This window comes from Ornithinibacillus sp. FSL M8-0202 (genome assembly GCF_037975285.1).
GTDB lineage: Bacteria > Bacillota > Bacilli > Bacillales > Amphibacillaceae > Ornithinibacillus > Ornithinibacillus massiliensis.
This window is the reverse complement of the sequence record NZ_CP150248.1, coordinates 3,955,851-3,981,416: the sequence shown is the minus strand read 5'-3', so window position 1 is coordinate 3,981,416 and position 25,566 is coordinate 3,955,851. Positions and strand designations below refer to the sequence as shown.

At 37.4% G+C, this 25,566-nt stretch carries 24 protein-coding genes; 22 read left to right on the top strand and 2 right to left on the bottom strand.

The annotated features are described in order from the left end of the window. Positions 1 to 18 precede the first annotated feature (18 nt). The gene (locus tag MKY78_RS20230) at positions 19 to 150 is read right to left on the bottom strand and encodes a hypothetical protein (RefSeq protein WP_339215265.1); all 132 of its coding nucleotides are present in this window, start codon (positions 148 to 150) and stop codon (positions 19 to 21) included. Positions 151 to 312: 162 nt separating this feature from the next. Here MKY78_RS20230 and MKY78_RS20225 point away from each other — a divergent pair, with 162 nt between their 5' ends. From MKY78_RS20225 to MKY78_RS20140, 18 genes are all read left to right on the top strand, one after another. Beyond that, positions 313 to 1,077, top strand: a complete 765-nt coding sequence (locus MKY78_RS20225; protein WP_339215263.1) for an isoprenyl transferase — start codon at positions 313 to 315, stop codon at positions 1,075 to 1,077. A 15-nt stretch (positions 1,078 to 1,092) separates the two neighbouring features. After that, positions 1,093 to 1,899: a phosphatidate cytidylyltransferase gene (locus MKY78_RS20220; RefSeq protein WP_339215262.1), complete on the top strand. Its 807-nt coding sequence runs from the start codon at positions 1,093 to 1,095 to the stop codon at positions 1,897 to 1,899. A 48-nt stretch (positions 1,900 to 1,947) separates the two neighbouring features. Then, positions 1,948 to 3,216 carry an RIP metalloprotease RseP gene (gene rseP / locus MKY78_RS20215; protein WP_339215260.1) on the top strand — a complete coding sequence of 423 codons (1,269 nt, stop codon included), beginning with the start codon at positions 1,948 to 1,950 and terminating at the stop codon, positions 3,214 to 3,216. A gap of 214 nt (positions 3,217 to 3,430) precedes the next feature. Then, on the top strand, positions 3,431 to 7,720 hold the full coding sequence (locus MKY78_RS20210) for a PolC-type DNA polymerase III (RefSeq protein WP_339215258.1): 4,290 nt from the start codon (positions 3,431 to 3,433) through the stop codon (positions 7,718 to 7,720). Between the two features lie 177 nt (positions 7,721 to 7,897). Then, positions 7,898 to 8,770 carry an STAS domain-containing protein gene (locus MKY78_RS20205; RefSeq protein WP_339215256.1) on the top strand — a complete coding sequence of 291 codons (873 nt, stop codon included), beginning with the start codon at positions 7,898 to 7,900 and terminating at the stop codon, positions 8,768 to 8,770. 260 nt (positions 8,771 to 9,030) lie between these two features. Continuing rightward, on the top strand, positions 9,031 to 9,501 hold the full coding sequence (gene rimP / locus MKY78_RS20200) for a ribosome maturation factor RimP (protein WP_339215254.1): 471 nt from the start codon (positions 9,031 to 9,033) through the stop codon (positions 9,499 to 9,501). A gap of 15 nt (positions 9,502 to 9,516) precedes the next feature. Beyond that, positions 9,517 to 10,617 carry a transcription termination factor NusA gene (gene nusA / locus MKY78_RS20195; RefSeq protein ID WP_339215252.1) on the top strand — a complete coding sequence of 367 codons (1,101 nt, stop codon included), beginning with the start codon at positions 9,517 to 9,519 and terminating at the stop codon, positions 10,615 to 10,617. Positions 10,618 to 10,630: 13 nt separating this feature from the next. Then, positions 10,631 to 10,909: a YlxR family protein gene (locus tag MKY78_RS20190; RefSeq protein WP_339215250.1), complete on the top strand. Its 279-nt coding sequence runs from the start codon at positions 10,631 to 10,633 to the stop codon at positions 10,907 to 10,909. Continuing rightward, on the top strand, positions 10,899 to 11,201 hold the full coding sequence (locus MKY78_RS20185) for a ribosomal L7Ae/L30e/S12e/Gadd45 family protein (protein WP_339215248.1): 303 nt from the start codon (positions 10,899 to 10,901) through the stop codon (positions 11,199 to 11,201). Before MKY78_RS20190 ends, MKY78_RS20185 begins: the two co-directional genes overlap by 11 nt. Positions 11,202 to 11,221: 20 nt before the next feature. Beyond that, entirely contained in the window at positions 11,222 to 13,381 is a 2,160-nt protein-coding gene (gene infB / locus MKY78_RS20180) for a translation initiation factor IF-2 (RefSeq protein ID WP_339215246.1), read from the top strand. Then, on the top strand, positions 13,378 to 13,656 hold the full coding sequence (locus MKY78_RS20175) for a DUF503 domain-containing protein (protein WP_339215245.1): 279 nt from the start codon (positions 13,378 to 13,380) through the stop codon (positions 13,654 to 13,656). Before infB ends, MKY78_RS20175 begins: the two co-directional genes overlap by 4 nt. A gap of 41 nt (positions 13,657 to 13,697) precedes the next feature. Continuing rightward, a complete protein-coding gene (rbfA, locus tag MKY78_RS20170; protein WP_186868713.1) occupies positions 13,698 to 14,042 on the top strand; it encodes a 30S ribosome-binding factor RbfA in 345 nt (114 codons plus the stop codon). A 210-nt stretch (positions 14,043 to 14,252) separates the two neighbouring features. Beyond that, on the top strand, positions 14,253 to 15,140 hold the full coding sequence (gene truB, locus MKY78_RS20165; protein WP_339215244.1) for a tRNA pseudouridine(55) synthase TruB: 888 nt from the start codon (positions 14,253 to 14,255) through the stop codon (positions 15,138 to 15,140). 19 nt (positions 15,141 to 15,159) lie between these two features. After that, a complete protein-coding gene (locus MKY78_RS20160; RefSeq protein ID WP_339217985.1) occupies positions 15,160 to 16,101 on the top strand; it encodes a bifunctional riboflavin kinase/FAD synthetase in 942 nt (313 codons plus the stop codon). Between the two features lie 148 nt (positions 16,102 to 16,249). After that, the gene (rpsO, locus tag MKY78_RS20155) at positions 16,250 to 16,519 is read left to right on the top strand and encodes a 30S ribosomal protein S15 (protein WP_339215242.1); all 270 of its coding nucleotides are present in this window, start codon (positions 16,250 to 16,252) and stop codon (positions 16,517 to 16,519) included. A gap of 122 nt (positions 16,520 to 16,641) precedes the next feature. After that, positions 16,642 to 18,756: a polyribonucleotide nucleotidyltransferase gene (locus MKY78_RS20150; protein WP_339215241.1), complete on the top strand. Its 2,115-nt coding sequence runs from the start codon at positions 16,642 to 16,644 to the stop codon at positions 18,754 to 18,756. Positions 18,757 to 18,856: 100 nt separating this feature from the next. Then, on the top strand, positions 18,857 to 19,807 hold the full coding sequence (locus MKY78_RS20145) for a polysaccharide deacetylase family protein (protein WP_339215239.1): 951 nt from the start codon (positions 18,857 to 18,859) through the stop codon (positions 19,805 to 19,807). A 22-nt stretch (positions 19,808 to 19,829) separates the two neighbouring features. Further along, positions 19,830 to 21,053, top strand: coding sequence for a pitrilysin family protein (locus MKY78_RS20140; protein WP_339215237.1), 1,224 nt, complete (start codon positions 19,830 to 19,832; stop codon positions 21,051 to 21,053). 311 nt (positions 21,054 to 21,364) lie between these two features. Here the strand turns inward: MKY78_RS20140 and MKY78_RS20135 are convergent, their stop codons facing one another. Further along, positions 21,365 to 21,532, bottom strand: coding sequence for a hypothetical protein (locus tag MKY78_RS20135; protein WP_339215235.1), 168 nt, complete (start codon positions 21,530 to 21,532; stop codon positions 21,365 to 21,367). Positions 21,533 to 21,590: 58 nt separating this feature from the next. On the opposite strand from MKY78_RS20135, the gene MKY78_RS20130 reads away from it, so the two are divergent. The 4 genes from MKY78_RS20130 (at position 21,591) to dpaB (ending at position 25,527) form a co-directional block, all read left to right on the top strand. Then, complete coding sequence (locus MKY78_RS20130; protein WP_339215233.1) at positions 21,591 to 21,824, top strand: YlmC/YmxH family sporulation protein; 234 nt, start codon at positions 21,591 to 21,593, stop codon at positions 21,822 to 21,824. A gap of 689 nt (positions 21,825 to 22,513) precedes the next feature. Then, positions 22,514 to 23,836, top strand: coding sequence for a group II intron reverse transcriptase/maturase (gene ltrA / locus MKY78_RS20125; RefSeq protein WP_339212845.1), 1,323 nt, complete (start codon positions 22,514 to 22,516; stop codon positions 23,834 to 23,836). 216 nt (positions 23,837 to 24,052) lie between these two features. Further along, positions 24,053 to 24,937, top strand: coding sequence for a dipicolinic acid synthetase subunit A (dpaA, locus tag MKY78_RS20120; RefSeq protein ID WP_339215231.1), 885 nt, complete (start codon positions 24,053 to 24,055; stop codon positions 24,935 to 24,937). Continuing rightward, positions 24,937 to 25,527 carry a dipicolinate synthase subunit B gene (gene dpaB, locus MKY78_RS20115; RefSeq protein ID WP_339215229.1) on the top strand — a complete coding sequence of 197 codons (591 nt, stop codon included), beginning with the start codon at positions 24,937 to 24,939 and terminating at the stop codon, positions 25,525 to 25,527. The genes dpaA and dpaB overlap by 1 nt, the downstream gene beginning before the upstream one ends. The last annotated feature ends 39 nt before the right edge of the window (positions 25,528 to 25,566 follow it).

Here is a 25,566-nt window from a genome sequence, read left to right as displayed (position 1 = left end):
GTAGACACTGCGATGGTTTTATCGAGCAGATGTCGCCCCTGTGCTGGAAGCAACCGCAAGTATATTTCCGGAGCGTGGTCCTTGCTCATCATTCGGTTTTTCCTTTATGGTAAATCTTTTGTCCCAGCCACTTTTGTATTCTCTTTTCATTAACGGTATAATGAGATTTATACATTTGATGATGTTTAATAGTAAAGAGTGAACGATTTTATGTTAAAATATAGTAATAATATGTCCAGTCATATCTGTTAGGTATGATACATACATATTATAGAATTTCTAAATGCATTAACACCAGTGTTCGGAGGAACTATGCCAATGAAACTTCCTTTTTTTAAATCGAAGAATGAAGAAAGATTTATACAAACTGAAGAGTTAACCAACGTACCAGAACATGTAGCGATTATTATGGACGGAAACGGGCGCTGGGCAAAACGAAAGGGCCTACCAAGAATTGCAGGTCATAAAGCAGGGATGGATGTCGTGAAAAAAACGGTTGAAACGGCCGTTAAATACAACATCAAGGTTCTAACTTTATTTGCCTTTTCAACTGAAAATTGGAGAAGGCCAAAACAGGAAGTAGAATACTTATTACGATTACCTAAGGAATTTTTACATATTTACTTACCTGATCTAATGAAAAATAATGTACGTATTGAGACGATAGGTGATTTTGATTCCTTACCAGATTATACGAAAGAAGCGGTAAGGTATGCGAAGGAAAAAACGAAGAATAATGATGGATTATTACTAAACTTTGCATTGAATTATGGAAGTAGAGATGAAATATTAAGCGCCATTAAATTAATCATGAAGGATTTTGATGAAGAAAAATTTTCTCTTGAACAATTAGACGAGGAACGATTATCGCAATATTTATATACTAATCATTTATCAGATCCGGATTTATTAATTCGTACGAGCGGAGAACAAAGACTTAGTAACTTCCTCCTTTGGCAATTAGCCTATACAGAGTTTTGGTTTACGGATGTATTATGGCCTGACTTTAATGAAGAAATATTTGTCGAAGCACTTATGGACTATCAGAATAGGTCTAGGCGATTTGGAGGTATTTAAGGTGATGTATCATATATGAAGCAACGAATTCTGACAGGAGTTATCGCACTAATCTTATTTATACCACTTTTAATAATTGGTAATGAGCCATTTACGATTGTCGTATATTTATTAGCAACGGTAGGATTGTACGAACTCCTTAAAATGCATAAAATAAATTGGTTTTCGCCTCCGGGTATACTAGCTATTTTATTATTGTGGTTACTATTATTCCCGGCAGCGGATGTAGACTTTTCCATTTCTTTCCTTAATAACACTGCACAAATAATCGTAGTATTTGTTTTTGTATTACTTGCTTATACAGTATTACTAAAAAACAAATTTACGTTTGATGATGTCGGCTTTGTCTTATTAGCTGTATTTTATGTTGGAATGGGGTTTTTCTATTTACTCCAAACAAGAAATGGTAGTGATGGACTAGCCTATATCTTTTTTGCCTTCTTATTAATATGGTCTACGGATACGGGGGCATATTTTGCAGGACGGGCGTTAGGAAAGCATAAATTATGGCCAGAGATAAGCCCAAACAAAACAATCGAAGGAGCTGTAGGTGGCATTATCCTTGCGGTAGTAGTTGGGGTAATCTTTCATCTGATTTATAGCTTTCCATATAGCATAACGGCGATAATTATTATTTCGATATTGGTTTCCGTTTTTGGTCAAATTGGAGATTTAGTTGAGTCAGCATTTAAACGTCATTACGACATTAAAGATTCAGGGAAAATTTTGCCAGGACACGGTGGGATATTGGATAGGTTTGATAGTGCTATATTTGTATTTCCTGTTCTCCATTTAATCCTACAATTAATGGCTGGAAACTAAGTGAGGTTTAGATACTTTTTTCTACTTCAATAAAGGAAGGTGTTAGGCTTGACAACAGTAATTGCGTTTATATTTATGTTTGGGCTTTTAGTATTCGTCCATGAATTGGGACATTTGATCTTTGCAAAGCGTGCTGGTATGTTAGCACGTGAGTTTGCAATTGGATTTGGACCGAAAATATTTGCCTTTATGAAAAATGATACCTTATACACAATTCGATTACTTCCAATTGGTGGGTATGTGCGGGTTGCAGGAGAAGATCCAGAAATTATCGAATTAAAGCCAGGTCATCATATCGGTTTGGAATTTGATGATGAAGGTAAAGTAAATAAGATAATTGTAAACAACAAATCGAAGCACCCCAATGCCAGAGTAATTGAAGTAGAAAAAGTGGATTTAGACCATGAATTAATCATTCAAGGTTATGAAATTGATGAAGAAGATGAGCTTTTACATTTCGATGTAGATCGTAAGGCATTATTTGTAATGGACGAAAAAGAAACGTTAATTGCGCCATATGATCGACAATTTGCATCGAAAACACCTGGCCAACGAGCAATGCAATTGTTTGCTGGTCCAATGATGAATTTTCTTTTAGCAATCGTTATCTTTATTATACTTGGTGTTGTTCAAGGTGTTCCGGTAGATGAGGCAAGAATAAGCCAAATACAATCCGGTAGTCCTGCTGAAGAAGCGGGATTCCAAGCAAATGACGAGATTATTCAAATAGATGAGCAATCGATATCCACTTGGGAAGAATTTACTACCATTGTACGGGAAAATCCTAGTGAAGAACTCGAAATGACGGTATTACGTGATGGTGAGACACTTAACTTAATGGTAGTTCCGAAAGAAGTAGCTCCAATAGAGGGAGAAGGAGAACCAATTGGCCAGATTGGTGTTACCCAGGCAATGGAAAAAACGTTCTGGGGTTCCTTTAAGTATGGTGCAGAAAGAACCTATGAAACAACTTCTATGATCTTAACGAACCTCATGATGCTAATAACAGGTCAGCTAGGTATTGATGTACTGTCTGGACCAGTTGGTATATATGATGCAACAGATCAAGTGGTACAAACTGGTTTTATGAATTTCTTAATGTTGACAGCGATTTTAAGTATTAACTTAGGGGTTGTTAACCTTGTTCCGTTACCAGCACTTGATGGTGGAAGGCTGTTATTCGTTGGAATTGAACTAGTACGCGGAAAGCCAATGGCACCAGAAAAAGAAGGGATATTCCACTTTGTTGGCTTTGCGCTACTAATGCTACTGATGATTATTGTAACCTGGAATGATATACAACGATTGTTCTTGTAAGTAGTTGATACATTTAACCACTTGCCGTTAACTTGAAAGGTATAGTAAATTAAAAAATATTACCATTACTAAATGGTTGTATCTATTGATTAAAGAAGGTAGTATAGAAATAGAATAGGTAGCGTAACTGGGACCCTTGTCTTCATTTTAATGACAAGGGTTTCCATCGTTTCATAATATCCTGATTTGCTTAAGAGGCAGGAGGAATATAAGAATGGACATATCAAAAAAAGAGAAAATGAAATTATTGCTCCAGCAAATTGAAATGCCTGGGGAGCATGTTCAACAGTATTTTCAAGACAGTTCATTAGCCAAACTAGAAATCTTTAAGATAAAAAAAATATGGCATTTTCATATTGAAATTGAAAAGGTTCTCCCTTCCAAGATCTATCAAGAGCTGTTAACAAGACTAAAGCATGCATTCCAGCAGCTTGCCGCAATAGAATTAACCCTCTATCCAGGAGATAATCACTGTAGTGAAGAATTGCTATGTGATTATTGGCAATTATTTTTACAGTTAACACCAGATATATCTCCAGCATACAGAGATTTAGTTTTTAATCAAAAACCAAGAGTTAACGGTAATAAGATTATGTTAACTGCTAGAAATGAGGCAGAGGCGACTGCTTTAAAGAAACGTTTAGATGAGAATTTCAAAGCTTTCTGTCAAAAAATTGGAATCTCCTATTACCCATTAACAGTGGATGTCAAAACGGAAATGGAAGAGATTCAGAAGTTTCGTGAGCAAAAGTCTCTTGAAGACCAAAAACTCATTCTAAAAACGATACAAGAAAAAGAAAAACGAGATAAAGATCGAAATGTGGAAGAAAATCAGCCATTTGGCATAGGGTATAAAATCCAAGATGATGTAGTAGAGATGCAAGAAATCCAAGAGGAAGAAAAACGGATTACTGTACAGGGCTATGTATTTGATGTTGAAATCCGCAAATTACGATCTGGAAGAAGCCTATTGATTGCTAAGGCTACCGATTATACGGATTCCTTACAAATTAAAATGTTCTCAAGAAACGACGAAGATGCAGCGAAGTTCGAGCAGCTTAAAAAAGGAATGTGGATTAAAGCAAGGGGAAGTATTCAAACAGATATGTACTCTAACGAATTAGCCATGATGGCTAATGATATGCATGAAGTACAAGTTGCTTCACGCCAGGATACCGCTGAGGAGGGCCAAAAGCGAGTTGAATTTCATGCTCATACCACAATGAGTCAACTAGATGCGGTCGTTTCACCGGCTAGACTTGTAGAACAAGCGGCTAAATGGGGGCATAAGGCGATAGCGATTACTGACCATGGAGGAGTACAAGGCTTTCCCGAGGCGCATAGTGCTGGTAAGAAGCACGGAGTTAAAGTGCTATACGGGGTAGAGGCAAATTTGGTTGATGATGGTGTTCCGATTGCTTATAACGAAAGTGATGTCGATTTATTTAACGCAACCTATGTTGTTTTTGACGTGGAGACAACCGGACTTTCGGCTGTATATGATACGATAATTGAACTTGCAGCAGTAAAAATTCATCAAGGAGAAATAGTTGATCGCTTTGAATCGTTTGCTAATCCACATCACCCGCTATCTCAGACAACAATAGATTTGACGGGAATTACCGATGATATGGTTAAGGATGCGCCAGAGGTAAATGACGTTTTAAGAGATTTTTATAACTGGAGTGGTGACGCAGTATTTGTAGCCCATAATGCAAGCTTTGATATCGGATTTTTAAATCAAGGATATAATAAAATTGGTTATGAGAAAGTAACTAATCCAGTAATTGATACGCTAGAGTTAGCTCGTTTCCTATTTCCGGAATTAAAGAACCACCGATTAAATACGCTATGTAAGCATTTAGACATTGAATTAACACAGCATCACCGCGCTATTTATGATGCGGAAGCTACGGGTTATTTACTATGGAAGTTGGTTCAAGCTGTTCTAAACAAAGAGATTACGAACCATAATCAACTGAATGATCATATGGGTGAGGGGAATGCGTACCAACGCTCAAGACCTTTCCACTGTACGTTAATTGCCAAAACACAAGAAGGATTAAAGAATTTATATAAATTAGTATCGTATGCTCATATTGATTATTTCTACCGGGTACCACGTATTCCACGATCTGTTTTACAAAAGCATCGTGAGGGAATCTTAGTTGGTACTGCTTGTGATAAAGGTGAAGTGTTTGAAACGATGATGCAAACATCAGCCGAAGAAGCAGAAAAGGTCGCTGAATTTTATGATTATATTGAAGTACAGCCACCAAGTAACTATACCCATCTTTTAGAGAAAGAACTTGTTCAAAATGAAGCGCAAATTTTGGATATCATTAACAAGCTAGTGGCGCTAGGGGAGCGAATGAATAAAAAAGTAATCGCTAGTGGTAATGTTCATTATGTTGACGATCACGAGAAAATGTATCGGCAAATTTTAATTGCATCACAAGCGGGTAATCCTTTAAATCGTGTTACATTACCTGATACGCCGTTTCGAACAACTAATGAGATGATGGATTGTTTTAGCTTCTTAGGAAAAGAGAAGGCAGAAGAAATTGTCGTTGGAAATACACAAGCACTTGCCGATGAAATAGAAGAGATTTCCCCGGTTAAGGATGACTTATATACACCGAAAATAGAAGGTGCCGATGAAGAAATTAGAAACTTATGCTATTCACGAGCAAAGTTTATTTATGGTGATGACATACCGAAAATCGTAACAGATCGTTTAGAGAAAGAGTTAGATAGTATCATTAGCAATGGGTTCGCTGTTATTTATTTAATTTCTCATAAACTAGTAAAAAAATCGCTAGATGATGGATATCTGGTCGGTTCAAGGGGATCTGTTGGGTCATCTTTTGTAGCGACGATGACCGAAATTACAGAGGTTAATCCTTTACCACCTCATTATGTATGTCCAGATTGCCATTATAATGAATTTATTACGGATGGTTCGTATGCTAGTGGATTTGATTTACCAGATAAAGCTTGTCCAAATTGTGGAACATCACTTAATAAGGATGGACAGGATATACCATTTGAAACATTCCTAGGCTTTAAAGGAGATAAAGTACCCGATATTGATTTAAACTTCTCTGGTGAATACCAACCACAAGCCCATAATTATACTAAGGTATTATTTGGGGAGGATTATGTGTATCGTGCGGGTACGATTGGTACAATCGCGGAAAAGACTGCGTATGGTTATGTAAAAGGCTATGCATCGGATAAGAGCCTAGTCTTTAAAAATGCAGAAGTTGATCGGCTAGTGAAAGGCTGTACTGGGGTGAAACGTACCACTGGTCAGCATCCTGGTGGTATCATTGTAGTGCCTGACTATATGGAAATCTATGATTTTACACCGATTCAATTCCCAGCAGATGATCGGAAGAGTGAATGGAAAACCACACACTTTGACTTCCATTCGATTCACGATAATTTGTTGAAGCTTGATATACTAGGACACGATGATCCGACCGTCATTCGTATGCTTCAGGATTTAAGTGGAATAGATCCTAAAACGATTCCAACGGATGACAAAGAGGTCATGAAAATATTTTCAAGTACGGAATCGTTAGGTGTTAAGCCAGAACAAATTAATAGTAAGACAGGTACATTAGGTGTGCCAGAATTTGGGACAAAGTTTGTTCGTCAGATGTTAGAAGATACAAAACCAAAAACCTTCGCTGAATTAGTTATTATTTCCGGACTATCGCACGGTACGGATGTATGGTTGGGGAATGCCCAAGAATTAATAAACGATGGTATATGTCGATTACCAGAGGTTATTGGATGTCGTGATGATATTATGGTGTATTTAATGCATAAAGGGTTGGAAGCATCACTTGCCTTTAAGATAATGGAATCTGTACGTAAAGGGAAAGGCCTGCAGGATGAGTGGATTGTGGAAATGAAGAAGCATAATGTACCAGATTGGTATGTTGAATCTTGTAAGAAGATTAAATATATGTTCCCTAAAGCCCATGCGGCTGCTTATGTCTTAATGGCAGTACGTATTGCTTATTTCAAAGTACATTATCCAATTTTCTTCTATGCTGCCTACTTTACTGTTCGTGCAAGTGACTTTGACTTGGACACAATGGTTAAAGGATCGGAAGCTATTCGCAAACGTATAGAAGGGATTAATGCAAAAGGAAATGATGCTCCACCTAAAGAGAAGAGTTTATTAACGGTTTTAGAAGTTGCCCTTGAAATGTGTGAGCGTGGATTTTCGTTCCAAAAAGTGGATCTATATAAATCGAAGGCTAGTGAATTTGTTGTAGAAGGTAATACGTTAATTCCACCATTCAATGCAGTGGAAGGACTAGGAACGAACGCGGCTATCAACATTGTAAAAGCAAGAGAAGAGGGAGAATTCTTATCCAAGGAAGATTTGCGGGAAAGAAGTAAAATTTCTAAAACAATACTAGAGTATTTAGATAATCATGGTTGTTTAGAAGGCATGGAAGAGAAAAACCAGCTTTCATTATTCTAACTATAGTTTGAATTAGGTTTGAGAGGTGACTTAATGTGGTATATACATTGGGGTGCTACCTCTCTTTTTTTCTATGTCATCTACCCTAGCTGTAGTAAGTTTTACCTATAATTTTGCTTGAAAATAACGTTTGTATCCAGATACAATAATTTCAAATTATAGAAGGAAGTGTGTCTAGTGCCTAATTTGATTAAAAGTGAAGATCTTCATGAGTTTCTAGTTTTAAATCGACCTTCATTTGAAGAAAGGTTACTTAGTGTTGCTGTTAATGTACGAGATAAGATTAATGAGATACATGTAATTGGTAATATAAATCTACTAGATAATGCACATCAACTTGTACTTTTAATCGTAGATGGTAAGCTTAATGAAGTAGAAGAGTTTGCGAAAAAAGAAGGCATAGTTTGGGCTAAGCATGCCATGACGCTCAGCTTCAAATTGGAGTGGATTCGAGCAATCCGAAAAACTTTTTGGGAGTTTTTATACCATTTTGATACGTTAACAGGTCATAAGGTAAAGAGTAGTGAAAACTTCTATACAGAAACAAGTATATATAATGAGCTGGTCGACTCATTCACGAATAGCTTTTTTATTAGCTATTCCAAGTATAAAGATGAGTTAATTGAGAAACAGCAAAAATTAGTAAATAACCTTTCTGTACCAATAATTCCGATAACGCCAGACGTTAGTATTCTTCCACTGATCGGTACGATTGATACGAATCGGGCAAATGTAATCGAGGAGAAAGTCTTATTTGAAGTTGGTCGAATGAGAATCCAAACACTGATTATGGATCTATCTGGCATAGCTGAAATGGACAACGAAGCAATTCGATTATTCCTAAAATTGCTAGATGGTGTAGGTATGATGGGAAGTAAATTAGTTATCACTGGTTTAAGTCCAGAGATTGTTCGCAATATGATTAAACTAGATGTAGAATTCGGTGGTAAAGCAACTACAAAGGCCTCCCTTCAAAAAGCTTTACAAAATTATTTAAAAATCGAAACTAATCATAGTAGGGAATCCTTAGTTGATTTATTTTCCAAATAAAGAAATGTAAGGGCTATTTCTTCGTTATTTTCTTGCATAGCCATATTACTTATGGTATATTTTAGTAGTAAGTATCGATAGTATCGGACAAAAGAGTGGGCATTCCCACTCTTTCTTCGTAATCTGCCTACGTTGTGTAACATTCCCTTGCCTATTGGCAAGGGTTTTATATTGGTTTATCTTTTTAAATGAAAAATAGGCAGTTAGTCAATAATAAGATATAGTAAGTACAGCTAGAGTTAAAAGGAGGAGGGTTAGACTTGAGCTCTCAGGTTGTCAAAACAACAGAAGAACTAGTTAGGCCAATACTAGAAGAAAAGAATCTAGAGTTAGTCGATATTGAATATGTAAAAGAAGGAAAAAATTGGTTTTTAAGAGTCTTTATTGATAAAGAAGGCGGAATAGACATCACCGAATGTGGCGAAGTGTCCGAGCAATTGAGTGAAAAGCTAGATGATGTTGATCCTATACAGGAAGCGTATTTCCTAGAGGTATCTTCACCAGGAGTGGAACGCCCCATCAAAACTGTGGAAGACTTTGCTAAAAGTATAAACAAAAATGTTTATGTAAAGTTATTTGAACCAATTAATGGTGAAAAGGCATACGAAGGTATCCTAGTAAATTTCTCAAATAATATTGCTACTATTGAATACAAAGTGAAAACACGTAAGCAGCAAGTAGAGATACCATTTGAGAAAATTGCAAAAGCGAGACTCGCAGTTACATTATAAGGGGGAAAGAGGAAAATGAGTAGTCAATTGTTTGATGCAATTGAAAATTTAGGTAAAGAAAAAGGTATTGATAAGGAGATCTTAATTGAAGCTCTAGAAGCTGCATTAATATCTGCTTATAAGAAGAATTTTAAATCCGCTACAAATGTTCGTGTTGAATTAGATGAAAAATCTGGTACGATGCGTGTGTTTTCACGTAAGACAGTTGTAGAGGAAGTATTGGATAATCAACAAGAAATTTCGTTGGAGGAAGCTAAGAAAATTGATCCTAATTACGAAATTGAAGATATTATAGAAGTTGAAGTAACACCAAAGGATTTTGGTAGAATTGCTGCACAAGCTGCTAAGCAAGTAGTTACACAACGTGTGCGTGAGGCTGAACGAGGGGTTATCTTCAGTGAGTATTCAGACCGCGAGGAAGATGTCATGACCGGTATTATTCAACGCATTGACCCTAGATTCGTATATGTGAATTTAGGTAAAATTGAAGCGAAATTACCTGAGTCTGAACAAATGCCAACCGAAGAATACCAGGTTCATGATCGCCTTAAAGTGTTCGTAACAAAAGTTGAAAACACGAGTAAAGGACCGCAAATCTTTATATCTAGGTCACATCCAGGTTTATTGAAACGTTTATTTGAAATGGAAGTTCCTGAAATTTATGATGGAATTGTTGAAATCAAATCTGTAGCTAGAGAAGCGGGAGATCGTTCTAAAATTGCAGTATTTGCAGAGGATCCGGAGATTGATCCGGTTGGTTCTTGTGTTGGCCAAAAAGGGCAACGTGTACAAACAATTGTGAATGAATTAAAAGGGGAAAAAATTGATATAGTAGAATGGTCAGAAGATCCAGTAGTGTATGTTTCTAATGCACTAAGTCCTTCTAAAGTCATTGAAGTACTAGTCAATGAAGAAGAGAAATCTACTACTGTCATTGTTCCCGACTATCAGTTATCACTTGCAATTGGAAAACGCGGTCAAAACGCAAGGCTTGCAGCTAAGCTAACCGGTTGGAAGATTGATATTAAGAGTGAAACAGAAGCTCGTGAAGAAGGCCTGTTAACAGAGCAAAGCGATACAGATTACGCAGCTGTCGAAGAGGATTTATTCGAATAGGGGAGAGAAATGTATGGTAGCAAAACGAAAAACTCCAGAGCGTAAATGTGTAGTAACAAATGAAATGAAGCCTAAAAAAGAGTTAATCCGTGTTGTTCGGAATAAAGATGGAGAGGTCTTTGTAGATGCTACCGGAAAGAAAAATGGTAGAGGAGCTTATTTAACAAAAGACCTAGAAGTCATTAATAAGGCAGAGAAGACAGGTGTACTTAGTAAGCATTTAAATGTACAAATAGATGCATCCATCTATGAAGAACTAAGAGCATTTGTTCGTGATAATCATGAAAAGTAATTATTTAAATATTATTGGGATAGCATTTCGAGCCGGTAAATGTTCTACAGGGGAAGAAACGATTGTTAAAGACATACAAAAAACTAGAGCAAAATTAGTACTTATAGCAAATGATGTAGGTCCCCAAACACGTAAAAAACTGACAGATAAATGTCACACATATGGCGTTCCATATGTGATTGTATCCGATGATCGAGAAACATTATCAAATGCTATCGGAAAATCCCATAGAGTAGCTATTGCAATATTAGATGAAGGTTTTGCAAATAAACTAGAATCTCTACTCGGGTAAATAAATTCGGGGGTGAACGTATGCGTAAAATGCGTGTATATGAATATGCAAAACAGCAAAATATTACAAGCAAGGATGTTATAACCTTTTTAAAAGAGAATAATATTGAAGTTTCTAATCACATGTCTACGATTGAAGGCGACACGATAGCGAAACTAGATCAAAAGTTCTCGAAAAACCAAAGTAATCCTTCAGAAAAACAATCAAGTCCTGAGAAGAAGTCAAATGACCAGGATACGAAGAAAGAAAAAGGAACTAATTTGAATTCAAAACCGAATAGTAATAAACAAGAACAACATAATAAAAAACAAATGAACCATAACAAACCAAAACCTAATCATAATAAACAGCAGAATAAAGGACCAAAGAATAAAAAGAACAAACAGCAGAATAAGCAGTTTGTCGAGCAGCCTGCTGTTAAGGAAACACCAAAAGAAATTAAATATTCTGGAACACTTACAGTTAGTGAGCTAGCTGATAAGCTAAATAAGGAAGCTTCGGAAATAATTAAGAAGCTAATGTTCCTTGGTGTTATGGCAACCAAAAACCAAGACCTTGATGACGATGCTATCGAGTTAATCTGCGCTGAGTATGATGTTGAGGTAGAAAAAGAAATTATTCTAGAAGATACAGACCTAGATAAATATATGGAAGAAGATGACGAATCAGCTTTAGTAGAGAGACCTGCAGTTGTAACGATTATGGGGCACGTTGACCATGGTAAAACAACATTACTTGATTCTATTCGTAATACGAAGGTTACTGCTGGTGAAGCTGGTGGTATTACACAGCATATTGGTGCTTATCAAATTAAAAAAGATGGTAAAAAAATCACTTTCCTTGATACACCAGGACATGCTGCATTCACAAGCATGCGTTCACGTGGTGCGCAAGTAACAGATATCGCGATTATCGTAGTAGCGGCAGATGATGGTGTCATGCCACAAACAGTTGAAGCTATTAACCATGCTAAGGCAGCGGAAGTTCCAATTATTATTGCTGTTAACAAAATGGATAAAGAAGCAGCAAACCCAGATCGCGTTATGCAGGAATTAACAGAATATGAATTGGTTCCTGAAGATTGGGGCGGGGATACAATTTTCGTTCCACTATCAGCGCTTAAAGGCGAAGGAATCGATGATCTTCTAGAAATGATTATCCTTGTTTCAGAAGTTGAAGAACTAAAAGCAAATCCTAATCGTAATGCAACTGGTACCGTAATTGAAGCACAGCTTGATAAAGGTCGCGGTTCCGTAGCAACTTTATTAGTTCAAAATGGAACATTACACGTAAGTGATCCGATCGTTGTAGGTAATACATTTGGTCGTGTCCGTGCAATGGTTAACGATCTTGGTCAACGTGTAAAAGAAGCAGGTCCGTCTACTCCGGTAGAGATTACTGGATTAAATGATGTACCGCAAGCAGGAGATCAATTCCTTGTATTTGATGACGAAAAAACTGCCCGTCAAATCGGAGAAGCTCGTCAACAAAAACAAATCCAAGAAAATCGCTCTGAAACAAATAAGGTTAGCTTGGATGATCTTTTCGAGCAAATTAAGCAAGGTGAAATGAAAGAAATCAATGTCATTATTAAAGCGGACGTTCAAGGCTCTGTTGAGGCGTTAGCTTCTTCACTTCAAAAGATTGAAGTGGAAGGTGTTAAAATTAAGATTATCCATACAGGTGTAGGTGCTATTACAGAATCAGATATTATTTTAGCCTCTGCTTCTAATGCTATTGTAATCGGCTTTAATGTTCGTCCAGATGCAAATGCTAAGAGCACTGCTGAGAATGAAAAAGTGGATATTCGTCTTCACCGCATTATTTATAAAGTTATTGAAGAAATTGAATCCGCAATGAAAGGATTACTTGATCCTGAATTTGAAGAAAAAGTTATCGGGCAAGCAGAAGTACGTGAAACATTCAAAGTTTCTAAAGTTGGAACAATTGCCGGTGGTTATGTAACGGATGGAAAACTTACACGTGATGCGGGCATTCGTTTAATCCGTAATGGTGTCGTTATATTCGAAGGTGAAATCGATACATTGAAACGCTTTAAAGATGATGTGAAAGAAGTCGCACAAAACTATGAGTGTGGTATAACGATCAAAAATTATAACGATATTAAAGAAGGCGACATCATCGAAGCATTTGTCATGGAGGAAATTGAACGGAAATGATCTTCTATCTTGAAGTAGAATGCATGATGTATGATGGTCACTCGCTTAAGGATAAGCGTTCGGTTATCAAAAGGATAATGGCTAAATTGCGGAATGATTTCAATGTCGCAGTAACGGAGCTTGATTATCATGATCTATGGCAACGAACAAAGCTTGGTGTTGTTACGATAACCAATGAGCGTACCCATGGTGAGCAAATAATGCAGGAAGTACTTCGAGTTATCGATACGTATTCCGAATTGGAAAGAACGATTACTACGATGGAAGTCGTATAAGCAATCGGGAATACATGTGTTTAAGTAAAGAGGTGATTACTATGAGTAATTTACGAGCTAATCGAGTTGCAGAGCAAATGAAAAAAGAACTTGGTGAAATCTTAACTAGAAAAATTAAAGATCCCCGTGTTGGTTTTGTAACAGTGACCGATGTTGAAGTGACAGGTGACTTGCAACAAGCAACGGTATATATTTCTGTTCTTGGCGATGATGCTAAGAAACAGGATACATTACTTGGCCTTGCAAAGGCGAAAGGATTTATCCGCTCAGAAATTGGGAATCGAATTCGTTTAAGAAAAACACCAGAAATTACCTTTGAATTTGATGAAGCACTTGAATATGGAAATCGTATTGAAACGATATTACGTGATATAAATAAGCAATAAGTGAATATGTCTCGGATAAAAATCTGGCTCCTTTGGGTCAGATTTTTATTAGGAAAAGGGTAGAGATTTGGGACAACTGAGGTTTAAGTAGCATTTCAATGAAGCAAATACAATTGCTTGGATTTTAGTATAACCCCATTGTCTCATTCCCTTTTACATAAGGAAATTTTGAAATAGCTTAAAGTATAGACCTTTGGGGGTTATAATGGAATGGATGGTATTTTACCACTTTGGAAGCCAAAAGGTTTCACGTCACATGATTGTGTGATGAAAGTCAGGAAATTATTTAAAACAAAAAAAGTTGGTCATACAGGAACACTTGACCCAGAGGTAGAGGGTGTCTTACCAATATGTATAGGTCAAGCAACTAAAATCGTCCAATTTCTTACGGATACTACAAAAGTATACGTGGCAGAGCTTTCGTTAGGTGTGGCAACGGAAACGGAAGATGCACATGGAAAGATAATCGAAAAAGTAAGCGTAGAACAATTTCCTTCTAAACAGGAAATTAAAAACGTGTTACAATCTTTTAAGGGAGAAATCTTACAAGTTCCTCCGATGTATTCAGCTGTAAAGGTTCGAGGGAAGAAGCTATATGAGTATGCACGTGCTAATCAAGAGGTGGAGCGTCCTGTAAGAAAGGTGACGATACATGAGATTACGTATCTTCCAACTGATGATGAAGTCATTCGTTTCCAAGTGACATGTTCGAAAGGGACGTATATTCGGACCTTATGTGTTGACATAGGAAAAAAACTTGGCTATCCGGCACATATGTCGCAGCTAGTACGGGAAGAAACCGGTGATATTAAAAAGAATGATACAGTAGATTTTGATACCATCGAAAATGCATGCTTAGTAGGAAAAGGACAAGAACTACTTTTACCAATTACTAGAGGGTTGACCCATCTAGATACGTATTATGTTGATGATAATGTAAAGCGAAAAGTATTGAATGGTCAGAAACTCAAAAGACCAGACCAAGTGTTGCAAACGAAGCCTTTTAAAGTAATGTATGGTGAAGAATTATTGGCAATCTACACGATACATCCTGAAAAGGAAGATGAGATTAAGCCAATTCGTGTATTTAACGAATAACGGAAGTGCAGGTGAAAACATGAAAACAATTGAATTAACCTATCCCCATTCGATGCAAGCAAATGAATTGCCGGAGACGGTTGTTGCTTTAGGGTTCTTTGATGGTATCCATAAAGGTCACCAAACAGTAATTAAACACGCAGTATCTAAAGCAGAAGAGGAACATATGGAAAGTGCAGTCATTACGTTCTATCCACATCCTTCTGTCGTTTTGAAAAATAACCATGATGTAAAGTACATTACCCCGCTTAAAGAAAAACAAGAGGTTTTAGAGCGCCTTGGGGTTGACCGATTATATATCGTGACTTTTAATAAACAATTATCATCGTTATCACCACAAGAATTTATCGATCATTTTATTATCGGATTACATATTAAACATGTAGTTGCTGGATTTGATTTTACATATGGCCATAAAGGTAAAGGGAATATGGATAATATCGAGATGTATTCTCGTGGTAAGTTTGGGTATACCGTTATTGACCAAGTTTCCATCGATAATGAAAAGGTGAGTTCTACAAGGATTAGAAGTCTATTAGCTGATGGTGAGGTAGAGAAGGTAACGGAACTGTTAGGAAGACCACTTGTAACGAGTGGTACCGTAATCGAAGGGGATAAACGTGGAAGAGAAATTGGTTTCCCAACTGCTAATATAGACTATTCCGAAGAAGCGTTACTTCCGAAGCCGGGGATTTATGCGGTAGGTGTAATGATTAACGGATCACGATTGAATGGGATGGCTAGTCTTGGTCTAAACCCTACTTTTACAGAAAATCGTACGGACCTATCACTTGAAGTGAACATTTTAGATTTTCACGATGATTTATATGGTAAAGAAATTGTCATTGAGTGGTATAAGTTCTTCCGTAATGAGGAAAAATTTAATCAAGTAGAAGAATTAATCGAGCAAATGAAACAAGATGAACAATTAATCCGAAACTATTTATCTAAACAAATTTAAGTAAAAGATGGGATTGTTTCTATTAATCCCTTGCTTTTTTGCTCAAAAAGTTGTAAGATATAACAGTTAAAACCTTCGCTTGGCAAATCGAAACTCCGACGTTTGCTAGGGGACAGGGGATATCAATGAATTTAGGAGGTGGCCTAACATGGCTATTACAAAAGAACGTAAGAATGAAATCATTAATGAATACAAAGTACATGAGAATGATACTGGTTCTCCAGAAGTACAAATTGCTGTACTAACTGCAGAAATCAATACATTAAATGATCACTTAAGAATTCATAAAAAAGATCATCATTCACGTCGTGGTCTTTTAAAAATGGTTGGTAAACGTCGTAACTTACTAAACTACTTACGTAATAAAGACGTTACACGTTATCGTGAACTAATTAAAAAGCTTGGCTTACGTAGATAATGTAAAAAGCAGGAGTAATCCTGCTTTTTTTCTACGTTCATACATAGACGAAATTTACATTCCTGTTCATTAAGTATAAAATATAAGAATAGAAGTGTTTTATGAAAGGAGTACTATAAATAATGGCAGAAGATAAACAAGTATTCTCCACAGAAATCGCCGGTAAACCGTTCGTTGTAGAAATCGGAGAATTAGCAAAGCAAGCAAATGGTGCTTGTATGGTGCAATATGGTGATTCATCAGTACTCGCCGTTGCAACCGCATCGAAAGAACCAAAGGATTTACCATTCTTCCCGTTAACAGTTAATTATGAAGAACGACTATATGCAGTAGGTAAAATCCCAGGTGGTTTTATTAAAAGAGAAGGTAGACCTAGTGAGAAAGCAATATTAGCATCAAGATTGATTGACAGACCGATTCGTCCGCTATTTCCAGATGGATATCGTAATGAAGTACAGGTAATTAGTACTGTAATGAGTGTAGATCAAGATTGCTCTACTGAAATCGCTGCGATGATTGGGTCTTCTATTGCACTTTCCATTTCCAATATCCCATTTGAACAGCCAATTGCAGGGGTTCATGTTGGACGCGTGGATGGGGAGTTCATTATTAACCCGACAATTGAACAAGAGGCAAAAAGTGATATTGAATTAACAGTCGCTGGTACAAAGGATGCTATCAATATGGTGGAAGCTGGTGCAAATGAAGTACCAGAAGAAGTCATGCTGGAAGCGATTATGTTTGGGCATGAGGAAATAAAACGTTTAGTTGCTTTCCAAGAAGAAATTGTACAAGCTATCCAACCAGAAAAGTCAGAAGTAGTATTATTTGAATATGATAGTGCTCTACTAGAAAAAGTTGAATCAGAAGCAAAGGATAAGTTGCTTGCTGCTATTCAAGTAAAAGAAAAGCATGCTAGAGAAGATGCTATTAGTGAAGTGAAAAAAGAAATTTTGGCACGATACGAAGAAGAAGAAGCGGATGTTATCTCACAAGTGAGCGCTATTTTAGATAAAATGGTGAAAGAAGAAGTACGTCGCTTAATTACGAAAGAGAAAATTCGTCCAGATGGCCGTAAAGTAGATGAAATTCGTCCATTATCATCACGTGTTAGTGTCCTACCACGTGCACATGGTTCAGGATTATTTACACGTGGACAAACTCAAGCTTTAAGTGTATGTACGCTAGGAGCTCTAGGAGATGTTCAAATCTTAGACGGGTTAGATTTAGAGGAATCTAAACGATTCATGCATCATTATAACTTCCCACAATACAGTGTAGGGGAAACAGGACCAATGCGTGGACCTGGTCGTCGTGAAATTGGACATGGTGCATTAGGTGAGAGGGCACTTGAAAAAGTTGTTCCATCTGAAAAAGATTTCCCATATACGATTCGCTTAGTATCTGAAGTGTTAGAATCCAATGGTTCAACTTCACAGGCTAGTATTTGCGCAAGTACATTGGCAATGATGGATGCTGGTGTTCCGATTAAAGCCCCAGTTGCCGGTATTGCAATGGGTCTTGTTAAATCAGGTGATGATTATACGATCCTAACCGATATTCAAGGGATGGAAGATGCGTTAGGCGATATGGATTTCAAGGTTGCTGGAACGGAAAAAGGTGTTACAGCGCTTCAAATGGATATTAAAATCGATGGCTTATCGAAAGAAATTCTAGAGGAAGCATTAACACAAGCGAAGAAAGGTCGTATGCAGATCTTAGATTCGATGATGCAAACAATAAGTGAACCGAAAAACGAATTATCAAAATATGCTCCTAAGATTTTAACGATGTCAATTAATCCAGACAAAATCCGTGATGTTATTGGACCAAGTGGAAAACAAATCAATAAAATCATTGAGGAAACTGGTGTAAAAATTGATATTGAGCAGGATGGTAGTGTGTTTATTTCTTCTACTGATTCAGCTATGAATGAAAAAGCGAAACAGATTATAGAAGATATCGTTCGAGAAGTGGAAATAGGTCAAGTTTATTTAGGGACCGTGAAACGCATTGAAAAATTTGGAGCATTTGTAGAAATCTTTAAAGGTAAAGATGGATTAGTACACATCTCCGAATTAGCTGAGGAAAGAACGAACAAAGTGGAAGATGTAGTGAAAATTGGTGACCAAATTATGGTAAAAGTAAAAGAAATTGATCACCAAGGAAGAGTAAATCTTTCTCGTAAAGCAGTATTAAAGGAACAAAAAGAGAAAGCTGAAAAATCAACATTATAAAGACTAAGAAGAGAAGCTGGAAATCCAGTTTCTTTTTTCATGTCTAGATTTCATATCTTGTCCTCCTCCTTCATATAAATGAAAGGGAGGAGTGAGGTTAATGTATAACTATCGAAAACATATACATGTCATTGTTTTTGTCATAATCGTAATGGTATCGTTTAATATAGATCATAATCCGTTTCAAGTGGAAAGTCAGGCCACTTTCTCTCCAGTGGAAATAGTAAAAGGACAAGATCCACTATATCAAGAAATTGAGGAGAAAAGTGAGCGATATAATGAGGAACCGGAAGATGCCTACATAGATAGAGTGTGGAAGAAAATACCAGGAAGAAATGGTCGCCAAGTGGATATTGCTGCATCATATGAACGAATGAAAAAAGCTGGAGAATTTAATGAAGATTTACTAGTTTATCAACCAATACCACCAAAGGTTTCGTTAAACGATTTAGGGCCAGCCCCAATATACCGTGGACATCCTGATAAGCAGATGGTATCTTTCCTAATAAATGTTTCATGGGGAACAGAGTACATTCCGGACATATTAAACACCTTAAAGGAACAAAAGGTTAAAGCGACCTTTTTCATAGAAGGAAAATGGGCTAAAGAGAATGTAGAATACGTGAAAATGATTAAGGAACAAGGGCATACTATTGGTAATCATGCCTATAACCATCCTGATATGGCAAGATTAGGGAGAGCTGAAATAGAAAAGCAAATCAAAGATACAAATGAAGTACTCCATGCTATTACAGGCGAAGATTCAAAATGGTTTGCCCCACCAAGTGGTAGCTATTCAGACGAGGTAGTAAAAGTTGCTGATGAATTACATATGAATACAATCCTTTGGAGTGTGGATACGATTGATTGGAAGAATCCAACAGTAGATGTTATGATGAATCGTGTAATTGGAAAACTACATCCTGGTGCAACGATTTTAATGCATCCAACAGCCTCTGTTGCGAAGGGATTACCTTCCTTAATTACAGAGATTAAGGCGAGGGATTACAAAATAGGTTCAATCGATAAATTATTATCAGAAACACGATAGCTTGGTTACAGGAGGAACGAACTTGATAGAAAAACATACTAGCAAAAATGGACTACGAATTGTACTAGAAAAAATACCTTCCGTAAGATCAGTGACGATTGGTGTGTGGGTGTTAACTGGTTCAAGGAATGAAAATGAAATAAATAATGGAATATCGCATTTTCTGGAGCATATGTTCTTTAAAGGGACAAAGACACGTACAGCAACAGACATAGCGGAAGCTTTTGACTCCATAGGTGGTCAAGTGAATGCTTTTACATCAAAAGAATATACATGTTTTTATGCTAAAGTATTGGATACACATAAGGAGCATGCTTTAGAAATTTTAGCAGATATGTTCTTTAATTCATCGTTTGATTCAGACGAAATGGAACGCGAGAAGAAAGTTGTTTATGAAGAAATCAAAATGTATGAGGATACCCCGGATGATATAGTGCATGATTTACTGGCTAGAGCATCGTATGGTCGACATCCATTAGGCTATCCAATACTTGGAACCGAAGAACACTTGAAAACCTTTACTCCAGATACATTAAGGGAGTACATATCTAGTCATTATACACCAGAAAATGTCGTTATTTCCGTAGCAGGTAACGTCGATGTAGAGTTTATTTCTACAGTTGAAAGTTACTTCGGAAACTATAGCTCCAATGCGACACGTTCTATGGTAACTAAACCAACCTTCTTAAGTGATACGATTGAAAGGCATAAAGATACAGAACAAGCTCATTTATGTATTGGTTATAATGGCTTACCGGTTGATTCAGAAGATGTGTATAGTCTTATTATTCTTAACAATGTTCTTGGAGGAAGTATGAGCTCCAGACTATTCCAGGAGGTAAGAGAAAAACGTGGGCTTGCATACTCTGTATTTTCTTATCACTCATCGTTTTTAGATCATGGGTTACTTACTATTTATGCAGGAACTGGGAAAGAACAATTACCATTGTTAAAAGATACGATTGAACAAACGGTTGAAAACTTAATGGAAAAAGGTTTAACAGATAAGGAATTAAGAAATAGCAAAGAGCAATTAAAGGGAAGCTTAATGTTGAGTCTTGAAAGCACTAATAGTCGGATGAGCAGAAATGGGAAGAATGAGTTGTTGCTAAACCGCCATCGAACATTGGATGAAATGATTCAGGAGATTGACGCGGTTAGTCATGAGTCGATTAAACAGGTTATCGAGTTGACCTTTGGTAGTAAAGCACCATCTACTGCACTCATTGCTCCGAAAATTGGTTAACCAATTTAAATTCATTTGTGTACAAGTTTTAAAACATACTAAGATTAGTGGGTAAGGTCATCGACGGGTGACGTTACCCACTATTTTTCTTTTTAGAGGAATAGTTAGAAGTGAAAGAAAGCTCGAACAGCCTCACCAGCCGCCTGGCGGTTTAGAGGACACTGCGAGGTCCTTTCGAGCAGATGTCACACTTATACTGGAAGCAACAGCAAGTATATTTCCGGGGCGGGTCTGATACGCTAACTTTCATGTTCGGTTTATCCCTATGTTAGAAATAGCTTTGTCTCAAGCCTCTTTTTCCTTATAAGTCATTACTGTATTTTCTCCACATCTACTGAAACAATGGTTCTACTGTTGTGGGCTGGATAGCAGTCCATGGCCACTAATAGGTAGATTGCACGGTAGTCTTTTGTTGGTCGATATCCCTGTTTAGCTAACTCCCTTACCATCCTGTTATATGCATTATTAGAATATAACATAGGGCTAGTTTTTTTAGCATATACATATAAAAACGGGAGGAATTGGGGGGCTGAATCCGTGCGCTATAATGATATAAGTAATAAGGAAATAGTGAATATTTCTAACGGTAAACGATTAGGAATATTAGGGCAGACAGACTTGGAAATCGATGAACATACGGGGAAAATTCATTCGTTCATTTTGCCTAACTATAAATGGTTCGGTCTAAAGAAAGAAGGCGAAGTAGCTAAAATTCATTGGAATTCGATAAAAAAGATTGGCGAGGATATGATTATGATTGAAGCAGAATAGTGTTATGACGGCTAGTATCAACAGAGATACTAGCCTTTTGTGCGCTTGGCAGCGCTCCGAACTTAAGGGTGAAAGTCCCAAACACGCCGTAGTGGCGGAAGTGTATAGCTGACAGGCAGTGCATGCTCGTGAGGGAATGTGCGGAGGGCTTGAAGGCAAACTCTGGAACAGGCGACAATAACCATGTTGGCTGATAGAATCGGATAACCCTGCAAAAGAAGGGAGTGTCCAATCCCACAACAGGATTCTATAAGTTATGAGGACTGGGTTCAGAGGAAAGTTCGGTGACGTGACCCAAGGAGGTCTTATCGTCTCCACTTGGTGGTAACCCCCAGACAAGTCCGTGAGGGACAAGCTGGGATTATGGGTGGTAAGAAGTCAGAGCAGGGGATAGTAGTGATTAATCTCGCCAGAAAGGTCGCAAAGGCGAGAGATTCTGTACAGAGTTACAGAAGCAATCTTTCACCCAAAAGGTGGAGAATTGGTGCGAAGCCCGTCTGCCCATGGAAGAAAAGTCAACCAACTTAGGAAGCTGTCATGAGCCAGACAGAAGTCAGTGAGGTAGGTAGCCGAAGAACTGAGGTCGAACAGAAGGGTAGACCGTCTGGGGCGGAGTAACTTATGGGTGAAACGAACATTGTCTTAAATGACTAGAAAATCGTGGATACCAAAGGGAAGGAATACGAATCATGAACGAGCAAGAAGGAAAAGGTAACTTTCGTGAGGGATTTAGGAATCACCAGAGGAAATGGTATAGCCTTATGGATAAAATATGGGCATATCCTAATATGGAGGAAGCATTCCTGGAGGTAAAACGGAATCGAGGTTCTGCGGGAATAGATGGCGTGGATATTAGAGCCTTCGAATATGGTGTGGAGGATAATGTACAAATCCTTCAACAGGAATTATTAAGTAGGACATACAAACCAAGGCCTGTAAAACGAGTCTACATTCCAAAGGCAGATGGTTCTCAAAGACCTTTAGGAATTCCAACAGTACGAGACCGAGTTGTCCAAGCATCTGTGCGACGTGTGATAGAACCAATTTTCGAGGCAAAGTTCTTGGATTGCAGTTTTGGATTTAGACCTAAACGTAGTGCCCATATGGCACTGGAAAAAATCCAGAAAGACTTAACCGACGGTTACATATATGTAATTGATGCTGATTTGAAATCATACTTTGATACCATACCGCAAGATAGGCTGATAGAGGCGGTAAGGGAAGAAATTGTGGATGGCAGTGTTCTAAATTTAATCCAAAGTTTCCTCGAAGCTGGAATTATGGAAGATGGAAGCTTTTACTTGAATGAGAAGGGCACCCCGCAAGGTGGGGTTATTAGCCCTCTTCTCGCCAATATCTACCTTCATTCTCTTGATGAAGTCATGACAAAAAGAGGACATCGAATTACAAGATATGCCGATGACTTCGTAATATGTTGTAAATCAAGAAAAGGCGCTGAAAGAGTATTAAAATCAGTAATCCGATTCTTGGAGACAGAATTAGGTCTAATAGTACACCCTGAAAAGACGAAGATAGTCAACAATCTGGAAGAGCCATTTGTATTTCTAGGACACGAATTCACTAGAGGAAGATGGATGAAACCATCATCTAAATCGTTAAAGAAATTCAAAACGAAGGTAAAGGAAATTACTAGGAAGAATCAAACGGTCAATCTTGAAGATTTAGTTAGGAAAAGGCTGAACACCTATCTCCGAGGTTGGGGAAACTATTTTGGGCATGGACATGTCAAATCCTTATTCCAAGAACTGGATTCATGGATTCGAAGAAGGCTAAGGATGGTTCAACTTAGAAGTTGGAGAAAGATTAGGAAACTCCACAGAGAGCTGAGGAGAAGAAACTGGAAAGGCGAACTACCACAATTGCGAATGTACAATTGGAGAAGTTCCTTATCAACCCCAGTACACACAGCAATTCCAAACAAAAAGTTTGTGGAAATTGGTCTTGTTTCTCTGGTTGATATTTACAATGAACATCATTCCCAAAGGGAATAATCATGGAGGAGCCGTATGCGATGACCCGCACGTACGGAACTGCGAGAGGCGCATGAGTGATTCATGCGCCTACTCTATTTTTTGTCCCTTTTCATAACTAGCATTCACTATCCGCCTATAAAATCATAAGCTATAAAGAAAATGCTTTAACTTGATATGGAGATATTGGCTATTATCGATGACTTTTTATTTTGAGGTTGGAGGGTGTTCTAGGTAATGAAACAAATCATAGCTGTTATAGGTGGAGATGCTAGATATTTAGAGCTAATTAGACAACTGCAGGCTATTGAAAATATAGAGTTAGTTCTAGTAGGCTACGACAAATTAGAACAAGGATTTACAGGATTAAATCAAAAAGATTTTAATGAGTTAGATGTTGAAAATATAGATATTATTATATTACCTATTACCGGTGCAGATGAAGAGGGCAAGGTAGAGACGGTCTTTTCTGATCAAGATATTTATATTACAAAGGATTGGCTTGATCGACTGAAAGAGAGTGCGGTTATTTTTACCGGAATAACTACCAATCATTTATCGGAATTAGTTGATAATTCCGATAAAACATTAATTCCTCTACTGGACCGGGATGATGTAGCAATTTACAATTCAATTCCAACAGCTGAAGGTGCAATCATGATGGCTATAGAGAATACGGACTATACCATTCATTCATCTAAAGTAATTGTTGCTGGCTTTGGCAGGGTAGGAAATACGGTTGCCAATAAATTTGCAGCGCTTGGTGCAAAAGTTTCAGTAGCAACTAGGAATTCAACAGATTTAGCGAGAATTACAGAAATGGGTCTAACCCCAATCGCCTTAAATAAATTACCTTCTTATACGAATGAATGTGATCTTTTGATTAATACGATACCAGCTAAGGTAATTAATAAGGATGCCATTCAAAATTTGCCAGCAAGCGCAATCATTATAGACTTAGCTTCAAAGCCTGGTGGTACAGATTTTGATTATGCAAAGCAACGAGGTATTGAGGCAATTCTAGCAAGAAGTTTGCCTAGTATAGTAGCCCCTAAGACTGCTGGTAAAATACTAGCAGATGTCATCATTCAAATATTAACAAAGGAAAAGGAGTTATTATGATGGATTTAAAAGGGAAAAGAATTGGATTTGGTGTGACAGGTTCACATTGCACATATGAGGCAGTATTTGGTCCAATGGAACAACTAATGGAATTAGACGCGGAGGTTGTTCCAGTTGTTACTTATACGGTAATGAATGTTGATACGAAATTTGGTAAAGCGAAGGATCATATTGAACGAATCGAATCCATTACAGGAAAGAAAGTAATTTCTACGATGCCAGAAGCGGAGCCACTTGGTCCACAAAATCCACTTGATTGTATGGTAATTGCTCCTTTAACCGGTAATTCTATGAGTAAGTTTGCCAATGCGCAGACCGATTCTCCACCACTTATGGCCGCTAAGGCGACTATAAGAAACGGATCTCCAGTCGTGCTAGGAATATCTACGAATGATGCTTTAGGTCTAAATGGTGTTAATTTAATGCGTTTAATGGCAAGTAAACATATTTATTTTGTTCCCTATGGCCAAGACGATCCGTACAAGAAGCCTAATTCACTAGTTGCTAACATGGAATTATTATCTGATACAGTTTCGTTAGCTTTGGAAGGTAAGCAATTACAACCGATATTAGTACCATTTTCGAAATAAATTGTGATAGAATATATAGTTAAGATTCAGATAGTATTT